The organism is Cerasicoccus sp. TK19100, assembly GCF_027257155.1.
GTDB classification, from domain to species: domain Bacteria; phylum Verrucomicrobiota; class Verrucomicrobiia; order Opitutales; family Cerasicoccaceae; genus Cerasicoccus; species Cerasicoccus fimbriatus.
The window spans coordinates 154,140-173,441 of record NZ_JAPWDU010000003.1; the positions used below are offsets into that span (position 1 = coordinate 154,140).

Sequence of the window (19,302 nt, forward strand, 5' to 3'; positions counted from 1 at the left end):
CGGATTATTCCGGTTGTGGGACGGCCTGTTCTTCGATTTTGACCGGGGCACCCGGGCGGGCGCGCTGGATGCCGTTGACGATCAATTTTTCCCCGGCTTCCAATCCCTCCTCCAAGATAATGCCCTGCTCCACACGCGGACCCTTCTTGACGTAGCGGATTTCAACGATGTTGTTCTCCCCCACAACGAGCACGAAATCACCCGCCAGGTCCTTTTGGATGACCGTTTCCGGCACAACGATGGCGCTCTCCCGTTTGTTGGCAAAACGCACATTACCGAACAACCCGGGATAGAGCATGCGGTCGGGGTTCGGGAAAACGGCGCGGATCTCGATGGTGCCCGTCTGGGTGTCCACCTGGTTGTCCGCGTAGTCGACCTCGCCTTCATGCTTAAAAATGGAACCGTCCGCCAATTCAAGAGACACCTTGATGCGGGCGTCCTTATTCTTGGCCTTCATGGAGCGGTCGATCTTCTGATATTGCAGAAAAGTCCGCTCATCGACGTTGAAGTAAAAGTAAATCGGGTCGAGGCTCACGACGCGCGCCAGTTGCTGGCTAATGCCCGGCCCGACGAGGTTACCCGGGGAGACAAACTCGCGCGACATCTGCCCGGCAATCGGGGACTTGATCTTCGTATAGCCGACATCCAGCTCGGCTCGCGCGACATCGGCTTTGGCCTGCTCGACACCGCCTTTGGCCAGATCGAGATCCGCCTCAGACTGGAGCATTTCCAGCTCGGAAATCGCCTGCGTTGCGAACAGCTCCTTGTTGCGCTTGTAGGTGGTGTCCGCCAGATCGCGCGAGGCAACGGCGCTGGAGAGCTTGCCCTGCGCGGCCTCGAGATTGGCCTGAAACTCGACGGGATCGATCGTGAACAGCACCTGGCCCTTCTCTACAATCGCTCCGTCCTCAAAATCCTGTGATTCCAGGAAGCCCTGAACGCGGGCCACGATATCCACGACATTGACGGCGGCGGTTTGGCCGGGCATGCTATCGTAAACCGTAACCGCTTGCGGCTCGACATCCTTAACGGAAACCGATGGCGGTGGAGGTTCGGCGAATTCGTTGCGCTTGGGACAGCCAGCCAGAACCAACATCCCAAGCATAGAGATCGATAAAATGTGCAAACGCATAGCAACAGTGTTCTAAACTGATACTTAGCCTGACACAATGCGGACTGCAACCTCCGTTTCGCCTCAATTGCCCTTAAGACTTTTTACCGGGGAGCAAACAGAGCGGGGCGAGAATCAGCGCGCCCAAGACCACCACGGCAATCATGAGCCCTGAAAGCTTGGCACCATACAGCGCCAACAGCGCAACGGCACCGGCCGGAAAAACCAACAACATCGAATACATGCCGTTCCATCCCATGTCATTCAATCGGCGGATGGCCTGAGTCAACAGGATGGACGCCCCCACCACTCCGGTGAGGATGCCCAGGAATACGATCAGGCCGGATAAATGATGATTGGTGTGCAACCACTGATAGATGCCCTCCATCACCAAAACGGATACTGCTGCGATAGCGACAAACGAAATAATGAAGCCGAGCGGCCCACGCTTGCCGCGCATATCGAGGTAGGAATTTATCATAGGGGTAGGATTAGTTTGTCGGAACGCTCACCACCGCGTCATTGGAATAGTTCGAAGTGCCGCCCGTTGACACTGCACGAACGCGGTAGGTGTAGGTATTACCTGGAGAAGCAGTATCGTCCTCAAAGCGGAAGTTGCCATTGGACGATGCGTAAAGAACCACCGCAATGATTTCAGCATCATCATTACCCGTCTGACGTTCAATGTGGTATGCGCCATTAAGAGCAGCATTAGACTCAGAATATACCTGTGGGCCCGTCCAATTCAAAACGACATGCTGGAATTCGCCGTCGAAATAAAAGAGACTGCCCAGGAGATTGGTCGGATCGCCAGTCGGTGCTTGTGAAGTCGGGGTAATGAGCAAGCGCATGAAGCGGCTTCCATTGTATGGGACCTCATCACGCACCGTAACCCGTGCCGTGTAAACTTGCTGGACGGAGCTGACGTTACCCTCAACGGCCATCACGAGTGGGTCGTATAGGAGACCATTGAAACCTGTAAGGCTTCGCTCACCCTGAATTTCGTTATATGGAGGCGATATCGTGGTAATCGTCGACAAGTTGTTTGGATCATCACCAGCCTGAACATCGATGCGGAAGTCCGATGCGCGGGTATTGAAATCAAAGCTCATGACAAGGAACTCATCGTCACCGAAGGGCTCGACGTCATAACTCAGAAGGCCGTTGCTATAATCCGGGCGATATAAAACCGGCAACTCTTGTCCCGCAGGTGATGGCGTCGGGTTCAACCCGAGAGCGTATGACATAAAACTCGTCTGATTCGGAAAGCCCGGGAGCAGGGACACATTTGGATCCGTGAGACTGTCGTCACCAGGGGCCACAATGACATAGTCGCTGAAAGCAGGCTGGCCCGTATAAAGTCCAAAGTTTTCAAAAAACGCAAAGGCCACTTGTCCTTGCGCATTAACAATCCCATAAGGCACTGGCACGATATTGAAATCGGTGTTGAAGAAGAAGGTGTTCGTCTCACTGGATTCCAGAATGTCATCGTTGATATCTACAGTCGCGATGAAGTAATAATAGTATTTGTTCATCTCGTAGAGATTCTCATAAATTTCATTCGAATCTTCCGGTTCATCGGCATTAACAGCGCCAATGCCAACGAGCACTTCTAGCACGGTGGGTAAGTCGAACTGATGAATAATACTCGTAGTGCCGCCATTGGGATATTGGGCGCTTACTTCCGGTAAGAACAAGCTTTGCTCGACGGGCTCATAGATCTTGATGGGCAATTCGTTAGTGAATTCATCGCTGGTCTTAAGCCGCGCGTAGAGCCCCAACTGAACCGAGAAAGTATCCGATTCCGTAATCGTGCCTAAACCGATATTAGTAATATCGTAAGTGATGTAGGCTGGTTGCTCCGGATGGTAAGGATACGTGCTCGACAGTGTCCTTTCATTGCGGATCACCAGATTTGGCGCACGCACGATGATAAAGCCCGGGCCTTGCGTCGAGGTGTTGTTCGACAGAGTGAATTCACCAACCGTCGTCGACGCATCAAACTGCAGCAGAACGAAATAATTTCCGGCCGGAGTCGTAAATGGCAGATTCAGGTTCGCCTGGAAAATGATCTGGTTACCGTTATTGAGCACATTGGACTGTGCAAAGTTACCAAGATCCACATCATCTTCGTTGCCAAAAATTTGGTCGAGAGACAGGTGGACGGACAGATTGGTCGGGTCCAGAAAATCATTGGTCGTGCTGTTGGGCGGTCCGACATTAAAGTTCGCGCCACGGTTAATGACCGACACCGAGACGGGCAGACGACCGGTGCCGTTCGCATCATCCAAAATGTAGGTGCCCGGAGTGACGACCACCGACTGGATGGACATGTCCACATTGCTCACCGGAATATACTGGAAATTGTAAGGCGTAGGAGCGACACGGGCAAATGCATTGGCATCGGCGCTGTTTTGCTCGTAGGTCCACTCAATTCTCCAAGGGTAAGCATAAGCGCCACCATCGTATAACTCGGAATTTTCATCGATAACGATGTTCACCATCTGGTATCCGTTCACACCGCCCTTAAGCTCTACCTCAAAGGCAATGGGGTTAGTCGGTGTGCTCCCAGCTGCCATGATGGGATTGTTGCCCGCATCGAATAGACGATAAGACAATGCATCCGCGTCGGCGTCATCCTCATCCGTCGTTGAGCTAATCAGCCACGGCGCATAAATCACCACTGGGCCAGTGTTCATCGTGCCTTGGTCGGCAAGATCATAGCTGAAGGATTGCGACGTGCCTTGCGCTAAACCACTAACTTCGTAGGTAAGTTCATTCGGTGCACTGGTATCAGGAATCGAAACCCAAGCTCCGGAATTAGTGACATTTGCCAACAGCGATGGATCCGGGTTGGAGCGGTTAAACTCGTTGGTGTCCGGCAGGGGGTCGAGAATCTGCAAGCCGTCGATAAATGCATTGGCATCCGGATTGTCGCTGAGCTTGGTGAAATTCCAACGCATCGTGTGCGGGCCGCCACTTACAATGAAGGCAACTTGCTGCCAACCGGTGTTGCCAGAGATGCTCGCATTACTCGCATCGACGGCATACTCCTTCGTCGGCAGGGTTTGCACCTCACCGTCGACCGAGAAGCTCAGCGTATCGAGGTTGGTGTCACCATTGGTCCGCCACCAGAATTTAACCAGTGAAGGCCGGGTGAAATCATAAGTCAGGTTCATTACGGCCGACTGGCCTGCCTCCATGTTGCTCTGATTCAAGTCAATCGAGACCACACGCCCATCGCCCAGCGGTGAGCTTTCGTCGTCAATACCGAGGAAGACGAATGAATTCGAATCCGGCACAAAGTTCGGTGCCTCCAGATCAACTCGCGCATAGCCGGTGGTGCTGCTCGGCGATTGCGTAAATGTCCAGGTAATCGTCCAGGGATATGGGTGATTCGTGCCATTCACATAAAGTGGTGAATCTTGGTCGACCACGATCTCCACCGGCTGATAATTTGGCTGGTAAGAACTAAGCATCGGTGCGGCTCCAGCAAATGCGATGTCGACGCCGCCTGCATCTTTGAGGGTGTATTCCAAGGTCGCGTTACCACCGGCATTTAGCAACCAAGGGGCGGTGATCGTAGTCGGCCCGTAAACCGGCAGCGACATGGAAGCGGTTCCGCTGGCTGCCAAATCCGGAGATTGCAGCGCATCGCCATTGAGTGCAAACTGGTCGGAAACGTAGCTCCATTCGCCCGGTTTGCCGATGTCCAGATTCTGCCCCATCAAATCGCCAAAGCCGATCGCTGGAGCCACAGAGTTTGGCGAAACAATGCGCACACGCTGAGTAATATAGTTATTCTCCGTCACGCCATCTTCCTCACCAATGACCACGTATTCCGAATCGGGGTCGGCGCGATTAACGACAAACACAATCAGGAAGTATTCGCGGCTATTTTGGGTTTCGGGCACATCCAGCGTGCTAAAGTCCAAAGACACCGTAACGGGCGGGTCTGCATCGGTCGGTGCGTTGAATGCGTTCAAACCATCTGAGTAAAGTAAATCACTTGTCGGAATAAGCTGGGGGGAGCCCTCCGGGATGACGTCGGAAACCGGGTCGAAGTCCAGATTACTCAAAAGAAAGGCTTGGATATTGATGTCGCGACCGTCCGGGATGATGCCGATGGTGCCGTTGGTCAGTTCCACTGAAACATCCGTAAAATCTTGGCCGAGATCAATGGTCGTGCCGTTGGCAAAATTCAGGTTCTGCAGCTTGATGTCCGGGCGAACGAGAGTCACCGGCTTGACGCCAATCGATGTATCCGGCGCATTTTCCGCATTTTCATTGGCGAAAACCGCACGCGCAATCAGGTAGTAGCTACCAGAGACCTTTACCGGAATCAGGACATCGGAAAAGGGAACATTCTCCGAGTCACCGATTGCCAAATCCGCATCGACGGCTTTAGAGGCAATGGGATCACCTGACGTGCTTGAATTGTATGTCGCCGTGGGGGACAAATAAAGGGTGACGGTGTAGTCTTCCGTAATGTTTACTGAACCAGTGTTGGCAACGGATACCGAAATTTCCTGTCTCGAGTTCACCCCGAGCACATCAGCATCAATGCTGGGCACGCCAACCTCGATGGAAGCACCATCAGCCGAAGTGCGCACCGGAATAGGACTGGTGGTAAACGACTTAACACCCGTGCCAAGCTGGCCGGAATAGTTACCCCCAATGGTGTAAATGCCAACACTAGTGGCCGAGAGAGGCGTCCCCGTGAGGATGCTAAAGCCCGTCACTTCGGTGCCATCGGGCAATGTGCCAACTTCGCCCGGGTTGTCGCGACCGCCATCAACGGCCTCGGCGACGCCCTGCATTGCCAGCATGGGAGTCAGCACCATGTAATTGATTGGAAGGCCGGCACCGGGATTCAGCGTGACTTCCTGGCCAAGCTGTTCACTGCTATTGAGACCAAAAGCGTAGAGCTCTCCACTGCTGTTAATGGCATAAGTTTGGTAAGAGCCGGTGGAAATATAAGTCCAGTTGGAAGCCGCGCCAACGCGCGTCGGAGCCGTACGGCTGATGGTGTCGCCCAAGCCGAGCTGACCAGTTGCATTGATGCCCCAGGTATAAATCTCACCGTTCGCGGTTAACGCGATCACGTGCGCATAGCCTGCCTCGACTTGCGCCCAGGTAATCCCCTGGCTGCCAGGGACTTCGACCGGGGAAAGATACTGAGATGTCAGGCCCAAAGTCCCCAGAGCGCCGCCACCCCAGATGAAGAGCTTACCATCGTTACGCACCGCGACACTGAACTGATTGCCCGCGCCGATGTCGAGCCAAGTGGAGGTACCGACTCGCTGAGGCGTTTCCACAACGGTGTCGTTAAAATCTTCCGGGACGGGGTCCTGGAAGACGCCGAGGCCCAATTGGCCAACGGCAATACTGCCCCAGGCATAGAGCGCGCCACTCTCCGAGAGTGCCAAGGCATGGTCCGTGCCTGCCGCAATGTCGGCAATCGCCACATCACCAGGGAAGATTACGGATGCCGGTGTCGACAAATTGGTTGTGTTGCCGGTGCCCAACTGCCCGAAAGAGTTGTCTCCCCAAGCCGTCACATCGCCATCACCGCTGGTGATACCGAAGGCAAAGTTCGGGCCCGCTTCGGCTTTGGCGTAGGACAATGTCGAATTAATGCGGGTTGGCGTCGGATTATCGCCACCGGTAGTCCCCTGGCCAAGCTGGCCGACACTATTGAGGCCCCATGTGTTGATTTCATTGCCGGACACGGCAGCACCAAACTGGTTGCCAGCGGTAATGGTGTCCGCCGCATACGCGCTGGGCGCGAGCAGAGAGACGGCGGAGGCGAACAGAAGAGATGTCGCTGTAAACGATATGGACTTCTTAAAGTATGGTGAATTCATAGTCATGTCCTTCCATTTTGCCTAAACGACAGGATGGCCAACCTACCAGACCGCAGGGCAATCGTGAAGGCTGGAGTTGCATGTTTCATAAAGGGGAACGGCATTAATGATTTTTTTACGGCGATTTACAGAGGGGAATTACTCCTTATCCGAACCTTCGCCGTTTTCATCATCAATGTCGCCAAGCGTGCTGACGCGCTCAAGCAGTTCGAGCTGAGCCTTGTCGTTGGAGAATTTGGTCTGCAGATCCATGATCTGATTGTAGGCGCTCGCTTGCTCTTCCGGCAGAACATACCCGGGAATTTCGTTCTCGAGAATACCCATTTGGTAAAGAACCCGCGGATCGATGATGTCCTTGTAAGTCGTGCCGTCAGGATTGAGCGTCTTGGCGGTGACAAAGATAACCAGGTTGCGGCGTGAAGTAACCTTGGTGGAATGCTGGAACAGCTCACCCAGCAGCGGAAGCTCGCTGAGGTAAGGGACGCTGGAGTCCTGATCGCTGGTCAACTCTTCGATCAAACCACCGATAGCCAACGTGAAGCCGTCCTTGAGGATCACGTTACTCTCGGTAGAGGTCGTTTGGATGACCGGGATCTGAGCACCACCGGCACCACCGAAGCTCGTAGTGCCATCACTGCGGGAAAGGACCGGGCGGACATTCAGGCGAATAAAGCCGGCACTATTCACATTGGGCGTGACCGACAGAATCGTGCCGATGTCCTTGTATTCAAAACCGCTAACTTCGAAAGAGCCGGTTTCGTCATTGAAAGTGTAACTTGGAATCGGGAATTGCTCGCCGATAACCAACTTAGCCTCTTCGCCGTCGAGAGTAACCAGCGTCGGATTGTTCACCAGCTTGGCGTCCGTGTTAGATTCCAGGAAGCTCAGGATAACGCTGAAAGCGTCGGCCGAGAAGACTGCTGTATCCGAGCGGGTGACGTTGTTGATCCAGTTGGTATCGCCGAGGACTGAGTAGTTGAAAGCGCTGTTAGCGATGTCCTGCATCGAAGATGCAGTGTTCGAGGACAAGCCACCCGGAATATCGAGATTAGTGCTGGAAGAGTTGCTGGTTTGACGATCAGCCAGAGTCGTGCGGTCAGTCAAGACGCTGTCATCCGTATTCTTGCTCTTCTCGGCGGTGTAAGCGCGGTTAAATGGACCTGCATTGATTTGATAACCTTGCAGGGACGCCCAGTTGACACCGATGTCGCTACGGTCTTCGTCGTTGATTTCAATAAACTTGGACTCGATCATGACCTGCGGATTCGGGCGGTCGAGACGCTCGATGATCGCCTGAATGTCGTTCATGCGCGAAGGGCGTTCGGTGATAAGCAGCGCGTTCGTGCGCTTGTCTACCTGAACGCGACCACCGTTGGCGGAGTCGATCAGGGGAGCCAGAGAAGATTGCAGTGTGTCGGCCACGGCGTAGTTAATCAGGAACACGCGGGTGACGGTCGGCTCGTTGGTGAGCTCGTCGATACTCTTGATCTTGATGATGTTGCGGTCGACAATGTAAGTGTAGCGCAGCGGTTCGAGAACGACTTCAAACACTTGGCGCCAAGTGACATTGCGCAGCTTGATCGAGGTGCTGCCTTGCAGCGTGTCGGGGATGACCACGTTGAGGTCGTAAAGGTCTGCCACGTTGCGGATAATGGTGCGCACTTCTTCGTCCGGGAAGTCCACCGAAATGGTGTCGTCCTCGCCCATGAGCGCTTCCATACCAGCCTCTTCGGTGGGGAACTCGACCGTGGCGGAGCCGCCACCACCGCTAAAGTCAATTTCCATGGCCGGGATTTCCACGGTCTCCTCCTTGATCGATGGCGCGCCATTTTCGCCGACAACCTGCTCGGTAACCTGCTTCTGCTCCTTAACCTCGCGAATCGTCATACCAGACTGATCCGGTGCGTAGGCATCGGTAGGAGTGGCAGGAGTCGTGCCGGGAGTGCTGCCGGTGCTCGCTGTGTCGCTGCCGCCGGTTGCGTCCCCTGGGCCGGTTGTATTACCGGAGCCAACGGCCATGGCACCTCCGTTGGTCGCCTGGATCGGCTTGCTGCTTTCCAGGCTGGATCCAGCGTAAGGAATATTCGTGTTTGCTGACGGGATCGACGTGCCGATCATGTCCTCAGCATCTTCGTCCGTAGGCTCGACGGTAGGGTCGTCAGCGGCCGTCCGCTCATCAACTGCGTCAATTTGTTGTTGGGTTTGAGCGTAGCCCGCGGGAGTCGACGCGATGCTGGCAAAGATGGCCAGCAAAGCCAGGAGCGAGAGGTTCAAGTGCTTCATATCGGTCAGGAGTTTGTCGTTCAGGCAGTGGCGAATGTTAAAAGGGAGAATACAGAGAATTTATTTGTCACGAGTTACCCCGCGGCCGGACCCCGCATCGATTTGTCGCACAAGCGAGGCGTCGTCCAGTCGGAGGGTAAAGGAATCAGTGGTTACATCAGTAACCCTGATGAGATATGGCTTGCCGGCATAATTAACGCGAATCGCGCTGCCATCAGCCAACTGGCCCTTGGGCAAAATGAGCACGCCCTTGCCACCTTCTTTGAAGAGCACACCGGTTGGCTTAATGTTCGGGGCGATTTTATCGAGGATCTCCTCATTGGTGATTTCCACCGGAGCCACTTCAACGGGCTTGTTGTCCACCACCTGGACCGGGGCTTTGACTTCCTCCGGCTTGAATTCGAAGGGGTAGCGGACTTCGGAAATTTCCGACTTCAGCTCGGGATCGGCCAAATTCATGTATTGGCGGGTCTCCTTGAGCATATTAATGCGCTTGGTGCGCGCGACCACGCGATCAGACGCCTGGACGCAAATGGGTGCCAGCAGGAGGAGGAGAAAGATGCGGTGAGGTGTTTTCATGGCGGCTTACTTTTTCTTCTCTTCCTTTTGCTTAGCCAGGCCAACGATGTTCAGGTTGGCCACGACCTCGTGCTTTTTTCCACCTGTCTTGGGTGAGATGGAAATGAAATCTACGCGCATCAGGTAATCCCCCGTGCGCAGGAGGTAGAGGTAGTTGAGCACATCCTCGTATTGGCCGCGGATGGACACATTGGTAAACTCCGCCATCGCATATTTCTTGAGCGAAGTGGAGCTCTTGTAGTTCGCAGCAGGCGGGTCGGCGACGTAGCTGATGTTCGACCGTTCGCCAAGGCTGAGGAAATAGCGGTAGTTGGCGGTGATCGCATCAGCGTCAATCAAGCGGGAATCGACATTCTCGACCAACTTCTCCAACTCGCTGAGGTTTGCGGGCAAATCGACGGCATTGCTGCTGTTTTGGCGCACGGTCTCAGCCTCGTTTTGCAGCGTGTCGTACTGGGCGTTGAGCTCGGGTAAATTACCACTGCGCACGAAGCTCAGGCCAAGCATCACAAGGATGATCAGCGAGCAAATGACGGCCAGCGGATACTGCTTTAGTTTGGCAATGAGTTGCTGGGAATTCATGACGCCTCCTTCAGGTTGATGACGATGGTGAATTCGAAGAGCCCGAGATCCTCATTGCGCGTGGGACGGTCTTCATCGATCGAATCCAGGCGGTCCTTGAAAATCTCCAAGTCGCCCAAAATTGTCTTATATTTGCTCACCTGCTCCAGGGATTCCTCGTTGTTCCCCTTGAGAACCACCCGCAAGGTGTAGCGAGGAACCATAATCATCTTGGGCTTGCGGTTGGTGCCGATATTTTTGGCGAAGCTACCGAGGGAAATGCTCTGCAGCGCGATCGTCTCAGGGCGCGATTCCGATAGGGCCAGGGCGACCTCCAAAGGATCCTGGTAACCCTTGTAAAACTCCAGCAGGTCCTCCGCTTGCGGTGAAAGTTTCTTAAACTCGGCGCTTTGCTTGAGGTTGGCCCGGTTTTCCGCAGCTTTGCTTTGAATCTGAGCCTGCAGATCCTCCATTTGCGAGTTCATTGAAAGGCCTTGGAACTCCTGGAAGCCAAACCAGCCGACCACCAGGATCGCCAGCGCCAGCGCCACGAAGTTAACGAGGAAGTTGGTGCGGACCGCCTTGACGTCCGGCAGGACGTCGTTGTCGCGGAAGTCCGGGCGCCAGTTAGGAGCGAAGCCTCCAGTGTCTTTGGATTTTTTCTCTGCCATCGTCGATTAAGATTTCGGCGCGTAATTGCCCATGAGACTGAAGAGACCGAACCAGCGTGGGCCGAGATTGCCCAAATCCACGCCGTTCGCCACCTTGATGCCCTGATGCTCCAGCCAATCCTCGTAGTTTGGCTTCAGCACGTGCACGCCCAACGTCTTGGATAATGTTGTGGCGATCCAACCCAGGTTATCGGGCGCAAGCCCGAGGAAAATGTTGCCAATGGTCTGCCCCGTCTGCACCTCGTAAAAACCGGTGGACGCCTGCAGTTCCTTCATTAGCTTCTTAAGCAGTGTGGGTCCCATTTCCGCAAAATCAAAGGTCGCCGAGCCAAAAAGCTTCTGGGCAGACTCCTCGTCCTTCAGGCCAAGTTCTTTCTGCACGATCGGATACATGCTGCGGAGGCCGTAGGGAACCGGGCGGGCAACGTCGAGCGACTTGCCATTACAGACGAGCACCATGGCGTCGTCGTAGCCCATTTCGAGAATCAGCGTTGGCGATTTCTCACCCTTGAGCTGCTGGTAGTCGAGAACCGCCCCCACCGTGGAGATCGATCCGATGTCCACGCGTGTCGGGAAGATGCCAAAGTCGACCAGGCGCTGTTGCTCACGGGCGAGATCCACGCGCGGGGCCCCGCAGAAGACGAGTTCCTTGCCGGAAGCCTTGTCCGAGCCGAACTCACCACCGCCATTGGCGTTGAGCACAGACATCGCGTAGGTGGCGACGTCGATTTTAAATTGGTTTTTGAGGAACTCCGGTAAGTAGGCCGGGTCTTTAGTTTTAGCCGGGTTATCCAGCGTAGCCCGTCGGACTACACGGGTCGGTGGATAAATACCACAGACCGCATATGCGTATTGAATCTTAGGATTACCGACCAGAGACAAAATCGTGCTTCGGACCACCTCTTCACCCTCGTTTAGAGGAATCTCTTCAACGCCTTCAATGGTGAAAGGCGGCTCCAGCCCCGAAACCCGGGCCACGAGGAGCGAGAACTCAGAGAGCTCGACAAATAGCGCTTTGGAACTTCCCTTGGACATCGTTAGATAGCAGTCGCCGCCTGCCAACCCAGGGGGGTCAAATCGCAGCGCAAGTTGGAGTGATCAGAGTGACGAACGTTTCGCATAATAGCCAGACAGCAAGAGATGAACTACCCGCCGACCCCTTATTTCACAAGGAAAAAAAATTCGTCTGACAACGTTTTTGTCCCGATCTATGAACGGTTTACACTTGTTTCACCAACTGGTGATTCCGAATAAACCCTACCCCCCAGAAACCCCAAAAGAACAGGCTAGTGATCCAGTTCAGAAAATCATGGAGTCACACATGCCACGTCGGGGCCAATAAACACAAAAAGCCGACGGAAACTTCCGTCGGCTGAGCAATGATCGTCTTGCGGCGCAAAAAGCCGCGACCCGGAATTACCAGGTGCGCTTCTTGTGACGGTTAGCGTGTGAGCGCTTGCGACGCTTGTGCTTGTTCATCTTCAGACGACGCTTCTTCTTGAGATTGCCCATGTAAAGTTAAGGTTGTATTGACTGGTTGGTGCTAAGTTGGAATTTGGAAAAACCGCCTATCTTGCGCTCTGATTGCCATTTGTAAAGGCCAAATTACGGTATTTCGACTATCGCGAAAATGCCGACCACAAACGCCCGATACGCCCCTCCAAAGGAGCCACGACCGGAGTCAGCCCCAGCGACTCAAGCGTCGCCTCCACCCTGGCCAAATGAACCAGCGGCCGTTCCTCGACAACGCTCGTGTCGCCATGCTTACCCTTTCCCTCAAAGGCAGACCAAGTCAGGGCTGGCGTCTTACCGTAACAGCATTCACCGGGGATACTCAGGCCGACCTCCATCGCGTGCAAGCGGATCTGGTGGACGCGCGGCATGGCCGTGGTCGCCGACCAGAGATCGTAGCGACCCTGTCGCGCCAGGCGACGAAACTCCGTGCGACACTTTTTGCCGGTTTTGTGCGAAATCAGCATGCGCGACTCCGACTTATGCCGCGCCTTGTGCCGGGCCACCGGCAGATCGCAAACAATCTCATCCCCCAAGTCGTCACTGGCCAGCGCCACAAACTCATAGGTAAATGAAAGCTGTGAGGAGCCAAATGCGTTGCGCCATTTTTCGATACCAGGCCGGGTAATGCCGACCAAGAGCAACCCACTAACCTCCGGCTCAATGAAATTAACCCCCAGCGCAGCCTCCATGCCCAGACGAGCCAGCTCCGGCTTCTCCGCGCGCAGCTGCGCCTGCAAGCTGGCGACAACGTTCAACGCGCCCGGATAAAACGGATGCGCATCGGAGACCACACCCCCCGGCAGCGTGAGCGCGACTACCCCCTCACCTGGCTGCGCGACCGGCAGGCGTACGGGCTCACTGCCCAGCAATGGCGGCGGAAAGCCGATTTTGAGCTCAGTTTGCGAATCGAGTGTGATTGGGTCGGGCATATTAGTAGCACAGGCGTCTCGCCTGTGTCGTTTCAGAAAGATTAGGGCACAGGCGAGACGCCTATGCTACTTGAAAAACACAAAAACTCCCACCGCAATAGGCAATGGGAGTCGTGGAAAGCGCGTGCTGCGCGAGCCTTACTTAGCGGCTTCGAAGAGGTACTTCGAGATCGCGGACTTGTGACGGTTCGCGGTGTTGGTGTGGATGATATTGCGCTTGGCAGCCTTATCGAGGGCCGAAGCGTACTCAGTCGCCACCTTCTTCGCCTCTTCCGGTTGCTCGGCGAGAGTCTTGATCTTCTTCGCCAGCGTGCGCAGGCGGCTGCGGACGGCGCGGCTGCGGTCCGTGCGGGTCGCGGTCTTACGAATGTACTTCTGGGCTTGTTTGGTGTTAGCCATGATCTGGTAAAGGATTTGAAATGTGGAAAAGCCGTTCAAAAAATGGGGTTTGGAACGGTCTGTCAATGGTGAAAATGAAGGTTTTCGGAAAGCGTAAGCCGGATTCTGTTCGCGGCGGGCCGAAACCCACTGCGTGCTCTCATTCATCTGTCAGGCCGAAGCCTAGCCTCCGCCGAAGCGAAGTGCGACTTACCCGGGGCCTTAGCGGGCGGGCAACCCGGCCCCCTACATAGTCTTGCACCGGAATGGGCTTGCCGTGCCGCCTTGGTTACCCAAGACGCGGTGGGCTCTTACCCCACCTTTTCACCCTTACCCCCGAGGGGGCGGTATATTCTCTGTGGCGCTATCCGTCAAACGGCGCTTAAACGCCGCCTGCCCCCACTTTCATGGGGAATCCTGCCCTATGATGTCCGGACTTTCCTCAACTGTCTCAAAGAACGGCTGCGAGAGCTGCCTCCCGAAAACCAAGCGATGACCGTCTAGCATTTAACGGAAAATAGCAATACCGGATTGGGGGAGGCAGTTTGAAGGTTGGAAAGTTCGGATGTTCGAAAGTTACTGACAAACCTCAACCTTCGAACTTTCCCACTTTCGAACCTCCAAACCTTCAAACCTTATCACTCCACTTCCTCGTTGGCGAAGCGGGGGCCGAGCTTGCGGTTGGGGTCGAGGAAGGGGGCGTGGAAGCCCCAGCGCTTGCGGAGGTCGTAAACAATGTCGCCCACGTAAAAGCGCGAGCGGCGGCGCTTGGGCTCTGAGAATATCTTCTCCAACTGCGGCAGAAGGTAGTCGTCGCGGAAGTATTTCGTCGGCTCGTTGTCGGGAAAAAACGGCTCGCGGTGATACTGCGCCTGTAACGCCTCGTCCCGGTCGGCCGCGACAATGTATTCGACGGCTTCCGCGTCGCTGGCGAAATCGGCAACGTTGATAAAGCTGGCGGGATTGAAGTCCTGAGCGATGTCGGGGTTGCCCCAGTAAATCGGGATGCAGCGAGCGAGCATCGCCTGGTAAATCTTCTCCGTGGTGTAGCCAGGGCTGGCATAGTTCTCCAGCGCCAGGTTGAACCGGGCCCCGCGCAAGAAGGCGTCTTTGTCCTCAACCGGCCCGCCCACGTTGTTAAAAGCCCGGCCACCGGAGTCCACGTGGCGTTCCGCCCGCAGCTTATGAAAGATCGACAGCCGCCGGGCCGTCCGCCGCGGATTGGCGTTGGACGCCACGAAGGCACAGAAACGCCGACGCTCACCGCGCAGCCGGGCCTCCTCTGCCTCGCTGCCTTTAATTAACGCAGCCGGGCCATCACTGATTACCACATAGAACGGCAGCCGTAGATTGCGGTCGTCCTCCATGTCGCGAAATGTGAACGAATAATCGCAGACGCGGTAATTCGGCACGCGGTCCTCAATCGCCACAAAGACGCGCTTAGCATCGATCTGACGGTGATGCTGCGACTGCGCATCCGAGTAGAAAACCACATCCGGCTGGTCAGAGATTTCGACATGGCAGAGCTTTTGAATCTGTTGCGCCAGAAAGCACTTTTCCGGGGTAAAGTTCTCCCAGAAATCCACGAAGGCGATCTTCAGCTTTGGCCGGACGGTTTCCATCAAAACCGCCCAACAAACACAGAATGCCCCGCCGCGCCAAGCGTGATTTTGACCACACGCCGCAGGGCTCGGAAATTCCACCACCCGCGACAAATCGAATTTGTGCGCTTTACAACGACGCCTTCAGCGCTTGAGGTTATATAACAAGATTGATTCCTTTATTAATCAACCGCCCCCAACCAGCATACCCATGCCAACACCCACCCCCTTCCTGAATCGATTATTCCGGGCAATCAGCCTCGGCAGCGCAGCCGCAGGCCTGCTCGCCGCAAACATCGCCCACGCCGAGCTGAGCGTGGCGGAGATTTTCTCCAGCAAAATGGTCCTCCAGCGCGATAAGGACGTCCCCGTCTGGGGCTGGGCCGACGCCGGCGAATCCGTCAAGGTCAGCTTCGGCGGGCAAACCGCCACCGCCCAGGCCAACGCCGACGGCAAATGGATGGCCAAGCTTTCGCCAATGGATGCCAACGCCAAGGGCCAAACGATGACCGTGGAAACCGCGGGCGGCGAGAAGACGGAGTTTACTGACGTCCTCGTGGGCGAAGTCTGGCTTGCCTCCGGCCAGTCCAACATGGTGGCCGGCGGCCCAGACAAACCAACCGGCGTCTATCCGCACTACCAGAGCCCGGACACCGCCACCGCGCCCATGCGCTTTCGCACCTTCGGCTTTGGCACAAACCAGGAGCCCGTGGAGCGCTTTCCCGCCGTTTACAGCCAGGACGAGGACCGAGAATGGAAGGACCTGGAGTTCGGCGACGAGTCGGCCATCCCGCAGTTTTTCGCCCGCGTGGTGCGCGACGGCATTAATGTGCCCGTCGGCATGATCCGCGTGGCCTTCCCCGGCACCAACCAGACCGCCTGGATGTCCAAGGAAACCCTGGAGCAATTCGACGGCGAGGGCGGCAATTACTACCTCGATTACAAATCGAAGAAGGACAAAGACCTCGCCGAAAAGCCCAAGAAAACCAAGGACGGCACCACCATTTCGAGCTACGAGGAGTTCACCGAATACCAGAAGCAATGGATCGACGACCCCAAGGGCAAAGGCCGCTACCCTGGCGGTGGCCTGCGGGAGATGGATTTCGTCAACTGGCCCACCACGCTTTACAACACCCGCATCCACCCACTCGCGCCGTTTGCGATGCGCGGCGTCATCTGGCACCAGGGTGAGGGCGGCCCACGCGGCGGCTACGACGAGCGCCTGATTGCCATGTTCAAGCAGTGGCGCGAGCTCTTTGGCCAGGACTTTTACGTGATTTGGGGCACCCTCAGCCGCGACAACCGCCAAAGCCCGCCGCTGGACCCCGTCCGCAGCAGCTTTTACCGCTCCTGGACCAATAATGAGCTTCGCGACGCCATTAACATCGCCGACGACAAGATGGAGTACGTCGAGTTCTACGATCTCGGCCACTGGAACACCCACTGGATCCAAAAGGCCGAGTCTGGCCGCCGCATGGGTCTGGCTGCGCTGGACCTCGCCTACAACCAGTCCCACATCTACACTGGCCCGCGCATGGCGGACATCAAGGCCGACGGCGGCACCGTCTACGTAAAGTTCAGCCACGTCGGCGAGCGCCTCATCTACGAGCCCAGCATCAACGGCGTGAGCGGCGTCATCCTCATCGACGCCAACAAGGAGCCGCGCTGGGGCAACGTGGAGGTCATCAACACCGACACCATCAAGGTTTCCCACCCCGACATTACCGATGTCGCCGTGATCGCCTATGGCGAGGCGTCCAATCCATTGGAGACGCTGTTTAACTCCGCCGGCCTCCCCGCCTCCCCTTTCAGCAAAGCCTTCAAGGATCTCGGCCGCTTCAAGGAGTCCAGTGATGCACCAGACATCGTCAAACTCATGGAAAAGGCCAAGGTCAACCTCGGCATCGGCCACGTGCGCCGCGACGGCTATTCCTTCGACGTAACCGGCAAGAAAACGCCAGACGTCCAGGTGCAGGCCTACATCCCCGCCGAATGGACCAACGTCGCTGTGCAAACGCAAGGCGAGCCAGTTCCCTTTGAAACGGTCGATATCGAAGGCCAGAAGTTCGCCCTCTTCACGGTTAAGACCAACGGCACACCCTACGCCGTTACCACCAAAGAGAGCGCAGCCAAGTTTGCCCCGATTCACCGCTATTAAATTAGCTCTTAGCCCGCGCAATCGTCTCCGCCTTGGGCGGCATCCATTTTCTCACACCTGAGCCGACAATTTAAAGTGCAAGCAATCATTAGCTTTAATGCTAAACCCCTTATATCAATTCTATGATATAGATTGACAAGCGGGTTTTTAAAGACTGATATTGACTCTCCGGCTCCCGCCATTGTGCTGGCAAGCTTTGGCAAACGCCATTTTCACCTCTTTGCCCAGTCTTACCCATGCCCAGAAAGAAAAAAGTTAACCTGCCTCTGATTGAGGTGGTTATTATCAGCCTGATCGCGCACGTCGCAGGCTTATTTGTCCTTGGCGGTCTGACCATTTGGCAGGCCATGAAGCCCGAAGAGCCAGAGCTCGAGGCACCGGCGATTCCGCCGCCACCCCCCGAGCCACCGCAGCACCAGGTCACCCTGAAGGACTCCCAAAAGAGCAGCGCACGCCCCAAGGCCCGCATTGCGGTAACCAACATTTCGCAGATCAACCTGCCCGACCTCGACATCAACATGCCCGTGGTCGAGTCCAAGGTAGCCGTCGGCACCGGCGGCGTAGTGGGTGGTCGCGGCGGATTCGATGGCGGCGGCGTGGACTTCTCCCGCTCCTCGGTCGACTTCTTCGGCATTAAGGACAACGGCGAGAACGTGGCCTTCATCCTCGACACCGCCAAGAGTATGGTTGAGAAGCAGCGCGGCGACGTCTGGGGCTACGACGTAGTGAAGACCGAGATCGCTGGCATGATCAACAACCTCAAGCCCGGCACCCTGTTTAACATTTACGCTTTTGACGATAACCTGGAAGTCTTCCGCCCCAAGCCAGTCGCCGCCAGCGAAGCCAATCGCCAAGCCGCCGGCCGCTGGATCGAGCGCTTCTGGAAGTGGGAAAACAACCGGTTCTCCTATCAGGGTGCCCGGGGTTTTGACATTGTTCCCGACATGACCGGCCTGCCGATCCGCCGCGAAAAGCTCGTTCGCATTTCCGGTGAGAAGGATTCGCCCGACGCCAAGTTCGAGCTCCAACCACTTTCCGAAGATGAGCAAAAGCGTGGCGAAGGCAGCTCCCGCATGGACCTCGCGATTCTCGCCGCCGCTGAAAACGGCGCTGACGCCATCTTCATGATCACCGACGGCACGCCCAGCTTGGCGCGCGCCGTGGATGATAAGGATCTCCGCGCTTACCAGAATGCCTACGAGGACTACCACCGCAAAAAGGACAAGTTCAAGGATTCCAAGGAATGGAAAGACTACCAGGCGGCCATGAAGGAGTTTCACAAGAAGATCGCCGACTACCAGGCCGACCGCAAGCGCCGCGGCCTGCCTCCGGAAATCCGTGAGCACGGCTACCCCGGCGGTTTTCAGCGCCCCAGCGCGCCCAAGGATGTCGGCTGGCCCCCAAGCTTCTGGCACCGTATGTCCAACGAAATGTTCGTCGACATGGTGGGTGACCGCGTGAAGGAAATTTACCGCGAAGTCCACAAGTCGCAACTTCCCCCGCTCCACGTCGTCGGCTACTCGACCACCGACAAGGAGAAGGACATCATGGAAAAACTCCAGCGCCCATTCCGTGGTGGCAAGTTCCGCAAGATCGAAGAGAAGGACCTGAAGGAGTTCGCCAAGGACAAAGAGGAGAACCAGTCCTAA

Annotated in this window: 14 protein-coding genes and 1 other RNA gene; 2 read left to right on the top strand and 13 right to left on the bottom strand. The window is 55.9% G+C overall.

All coding sequences use genetic code 11. From position 1 onward, the window contains the following. Nucleotides 1-4 precede the first annotated feature (4 nt). The 13 genes from O3S85_RS07260 to O3S85_RS07320 form a co-directional block, all read right to left on the bottom strand. Nucleotides 5-1,132: an efflux RND transporter periplasmic adaptor subunit gene (locus O3S85_RS07260; RefSeq protein WP_269539226.1), complete on the bottom strand. Its 1,128-nt coding sequence runs from the start codon at nucleotides 1,130-1,132 to the stop codon at nucleotides 5-7. 73 nt (nucleotides 1,133-1,205) lie between these two features. Beyond that, nucleotides 1,206-1,592, bottom strand: coding sequence for a DUF805 domain-containing protein (locus O3S85_RS07265; RefSeq protein ID WP_269539227.1), 387 nt, complete (start codon nucleotides 1,590-1,592; stop codon nucleotides 1,206-1,208). Between the two features lie 10 nt (nucleotides 1,593-1,602). After that, nucleotides 1,603-6,978: an RCC1 domain-containing protein gene (locus tag O3S85_RS07270; RefSeq protein WP_269539229.1), complete on the bottom strand. Its 5,376-nt coding sequence runs from the start codon at nucleotides 6,976-6,978 to the stop codon at nucleotides 1,603-1,605. Between the two features lie 138 nt (nucleotides 6,979-7,116). After that, a complete protein-coding gene (locus O3S85_RS07275; RefSeq protein WP_269539231.1) occupies nucleotides 7,117-9,261 on the bottom strand; it encodes a type II secretion system protein GspD in 2,145 nt (714 codons plus the stop codon). 60 nt (nucleotides 9,262-9,321) lie between these two features. Continuing rightward, nucleotides 9,322-9,840 (bottom strand): hypothetical protein, encoded by a 519-nt coding sequence (locus O3S85_RS07280; RefSeq protein ID WP_269539233.1) that lies wholly within the window; start codon nucleotides 9,838-9,840, stop codon nucleotides 9,322-9,324. 6 nt (nucleotides 9,841-9,846) lie between these two features. Beyond that, nucleotides 9,847-10,422, bottom strand: a complete 576-nt coding sequence (locus O3S85_RS07285) for a hypothetical protein (RefSeq protein WP_269539235.1) — start codon at nucleotides 10,420-10,422, stop codon at nucleotides 9,847-9,849. Further along, complete coding sequence (locus O3S85_RS07290) at nucleotides 10,419-11,072, bottom strand: hypothetical protein (protein WP_269539237.1); 654 nt, start codon at nucleotides 11,070-11,072, stop codon at nucleotides 10,419-10,421. Before O3S85_RS07290 ends, O3S85_RS07285 begins: the two co-directional genes overlap by 4 nt. A 6-nt stretch (nucleotides 11,073-11,078) precedes the next feature. Continuing rightward, nucleotides 11,079-12,107 (bottom strand): hypothetical protein, encoded by a 1,029-nt coding sequence (locus O3S85_RS07295; RefSeq protein WP_269539239.1) that lies wholly within the window; start codon nucleotides 12,105-12,107, stop codon nucleotides 11,079-11,081. 381 nt (nucleotides 12,108-12,488) lie between these two features. Continuing rightward, nucleotides 12,489-12,584 (bottom strand): AURKAIP1/COX24 domain-containing protein, encoded by a 96-nt coding sequence (locus tag O3S85_RS07300; protein ID WP_189511993.1) that lies wholly within the window; start codon nucleotides 12,582-12,584, stop codon nucleotides 12,489-12,491. A gap of 107 nt (nucleotides 12,585-12,691) precedes the next feature. Then, nucleotides 12,692-13,516: a pseudouridine synthase family protein gene (locus tag O3S85_RS07305; RefSeq protein WP_269539241.1), complete on the bottom strand. Its 825-nt coding sequence runs from the start codon at nucleotides 13,514-13,516 to the stop codon at nucleotides 12,692-12,694. Between the two features lie 138 nt (nucleotides 13,517-13,654). After that, complete coding sequence (gene rpsT / locus O3S85_RS07310; RefSeq protein WP_269539243.1) at nucleotides 13,655-13,915, bottom strand: 30S ribosomal protein S20; 261 nt, start codon at nucleotides 13,913-13,915, stop codon at nucleotides 13,655-13,657. 78 nt (nucleotides 13,916-13,993) lie between these two features. Further along, an RNA gene (gene rnpB, locus O3S85_RS07315) (RNase P RNA component class A) lies at nucleotides 13,994-14,378 on the bottom strand. 154 nt (nucleotides 14,379-14,532) lie between these two features. Beyond that, on the bottom strand, nucleotides 14,533-15,516 hold the full coding sequence (locus O3S85_RS07320; RefSeq protein WP_269539244.1) for a glycosyltransferase family 10 domain-containing protein: 984 nt from the start codon (nucleotides 15,514-15,516) through the stop codon (nucleotides 14,533-14,535). A gap of 190 nt (nucleotides 15,517-15,706) precedes the next feature. Between O3S85_RS07320 and O3S85_RS07325 the strand changes: the two genes are divergently transcribed. Then, a complete protein-coding gene (locus O3S85_RS07325; RefSeq protein WP_269539245.1) occupies nucleotides 15,707-17,653 on the top strand; it encodes a hypothetical protein in 1,947 nt (648 codons plus the stop codon). 236 nt (nucleotides 17,654-17,889) lie between these two features. Next, on the top strand, nucleotides 17,890-19,302 hold the full coding sequence (locus O3S85_RS07330) for a vWA domain-containing protein (RefSeq protein WP_269539247.1): 1,413 nt from the start codon (nucleotides 17,890-17,892) through the stop codon (nucleotides 19,300-19,302).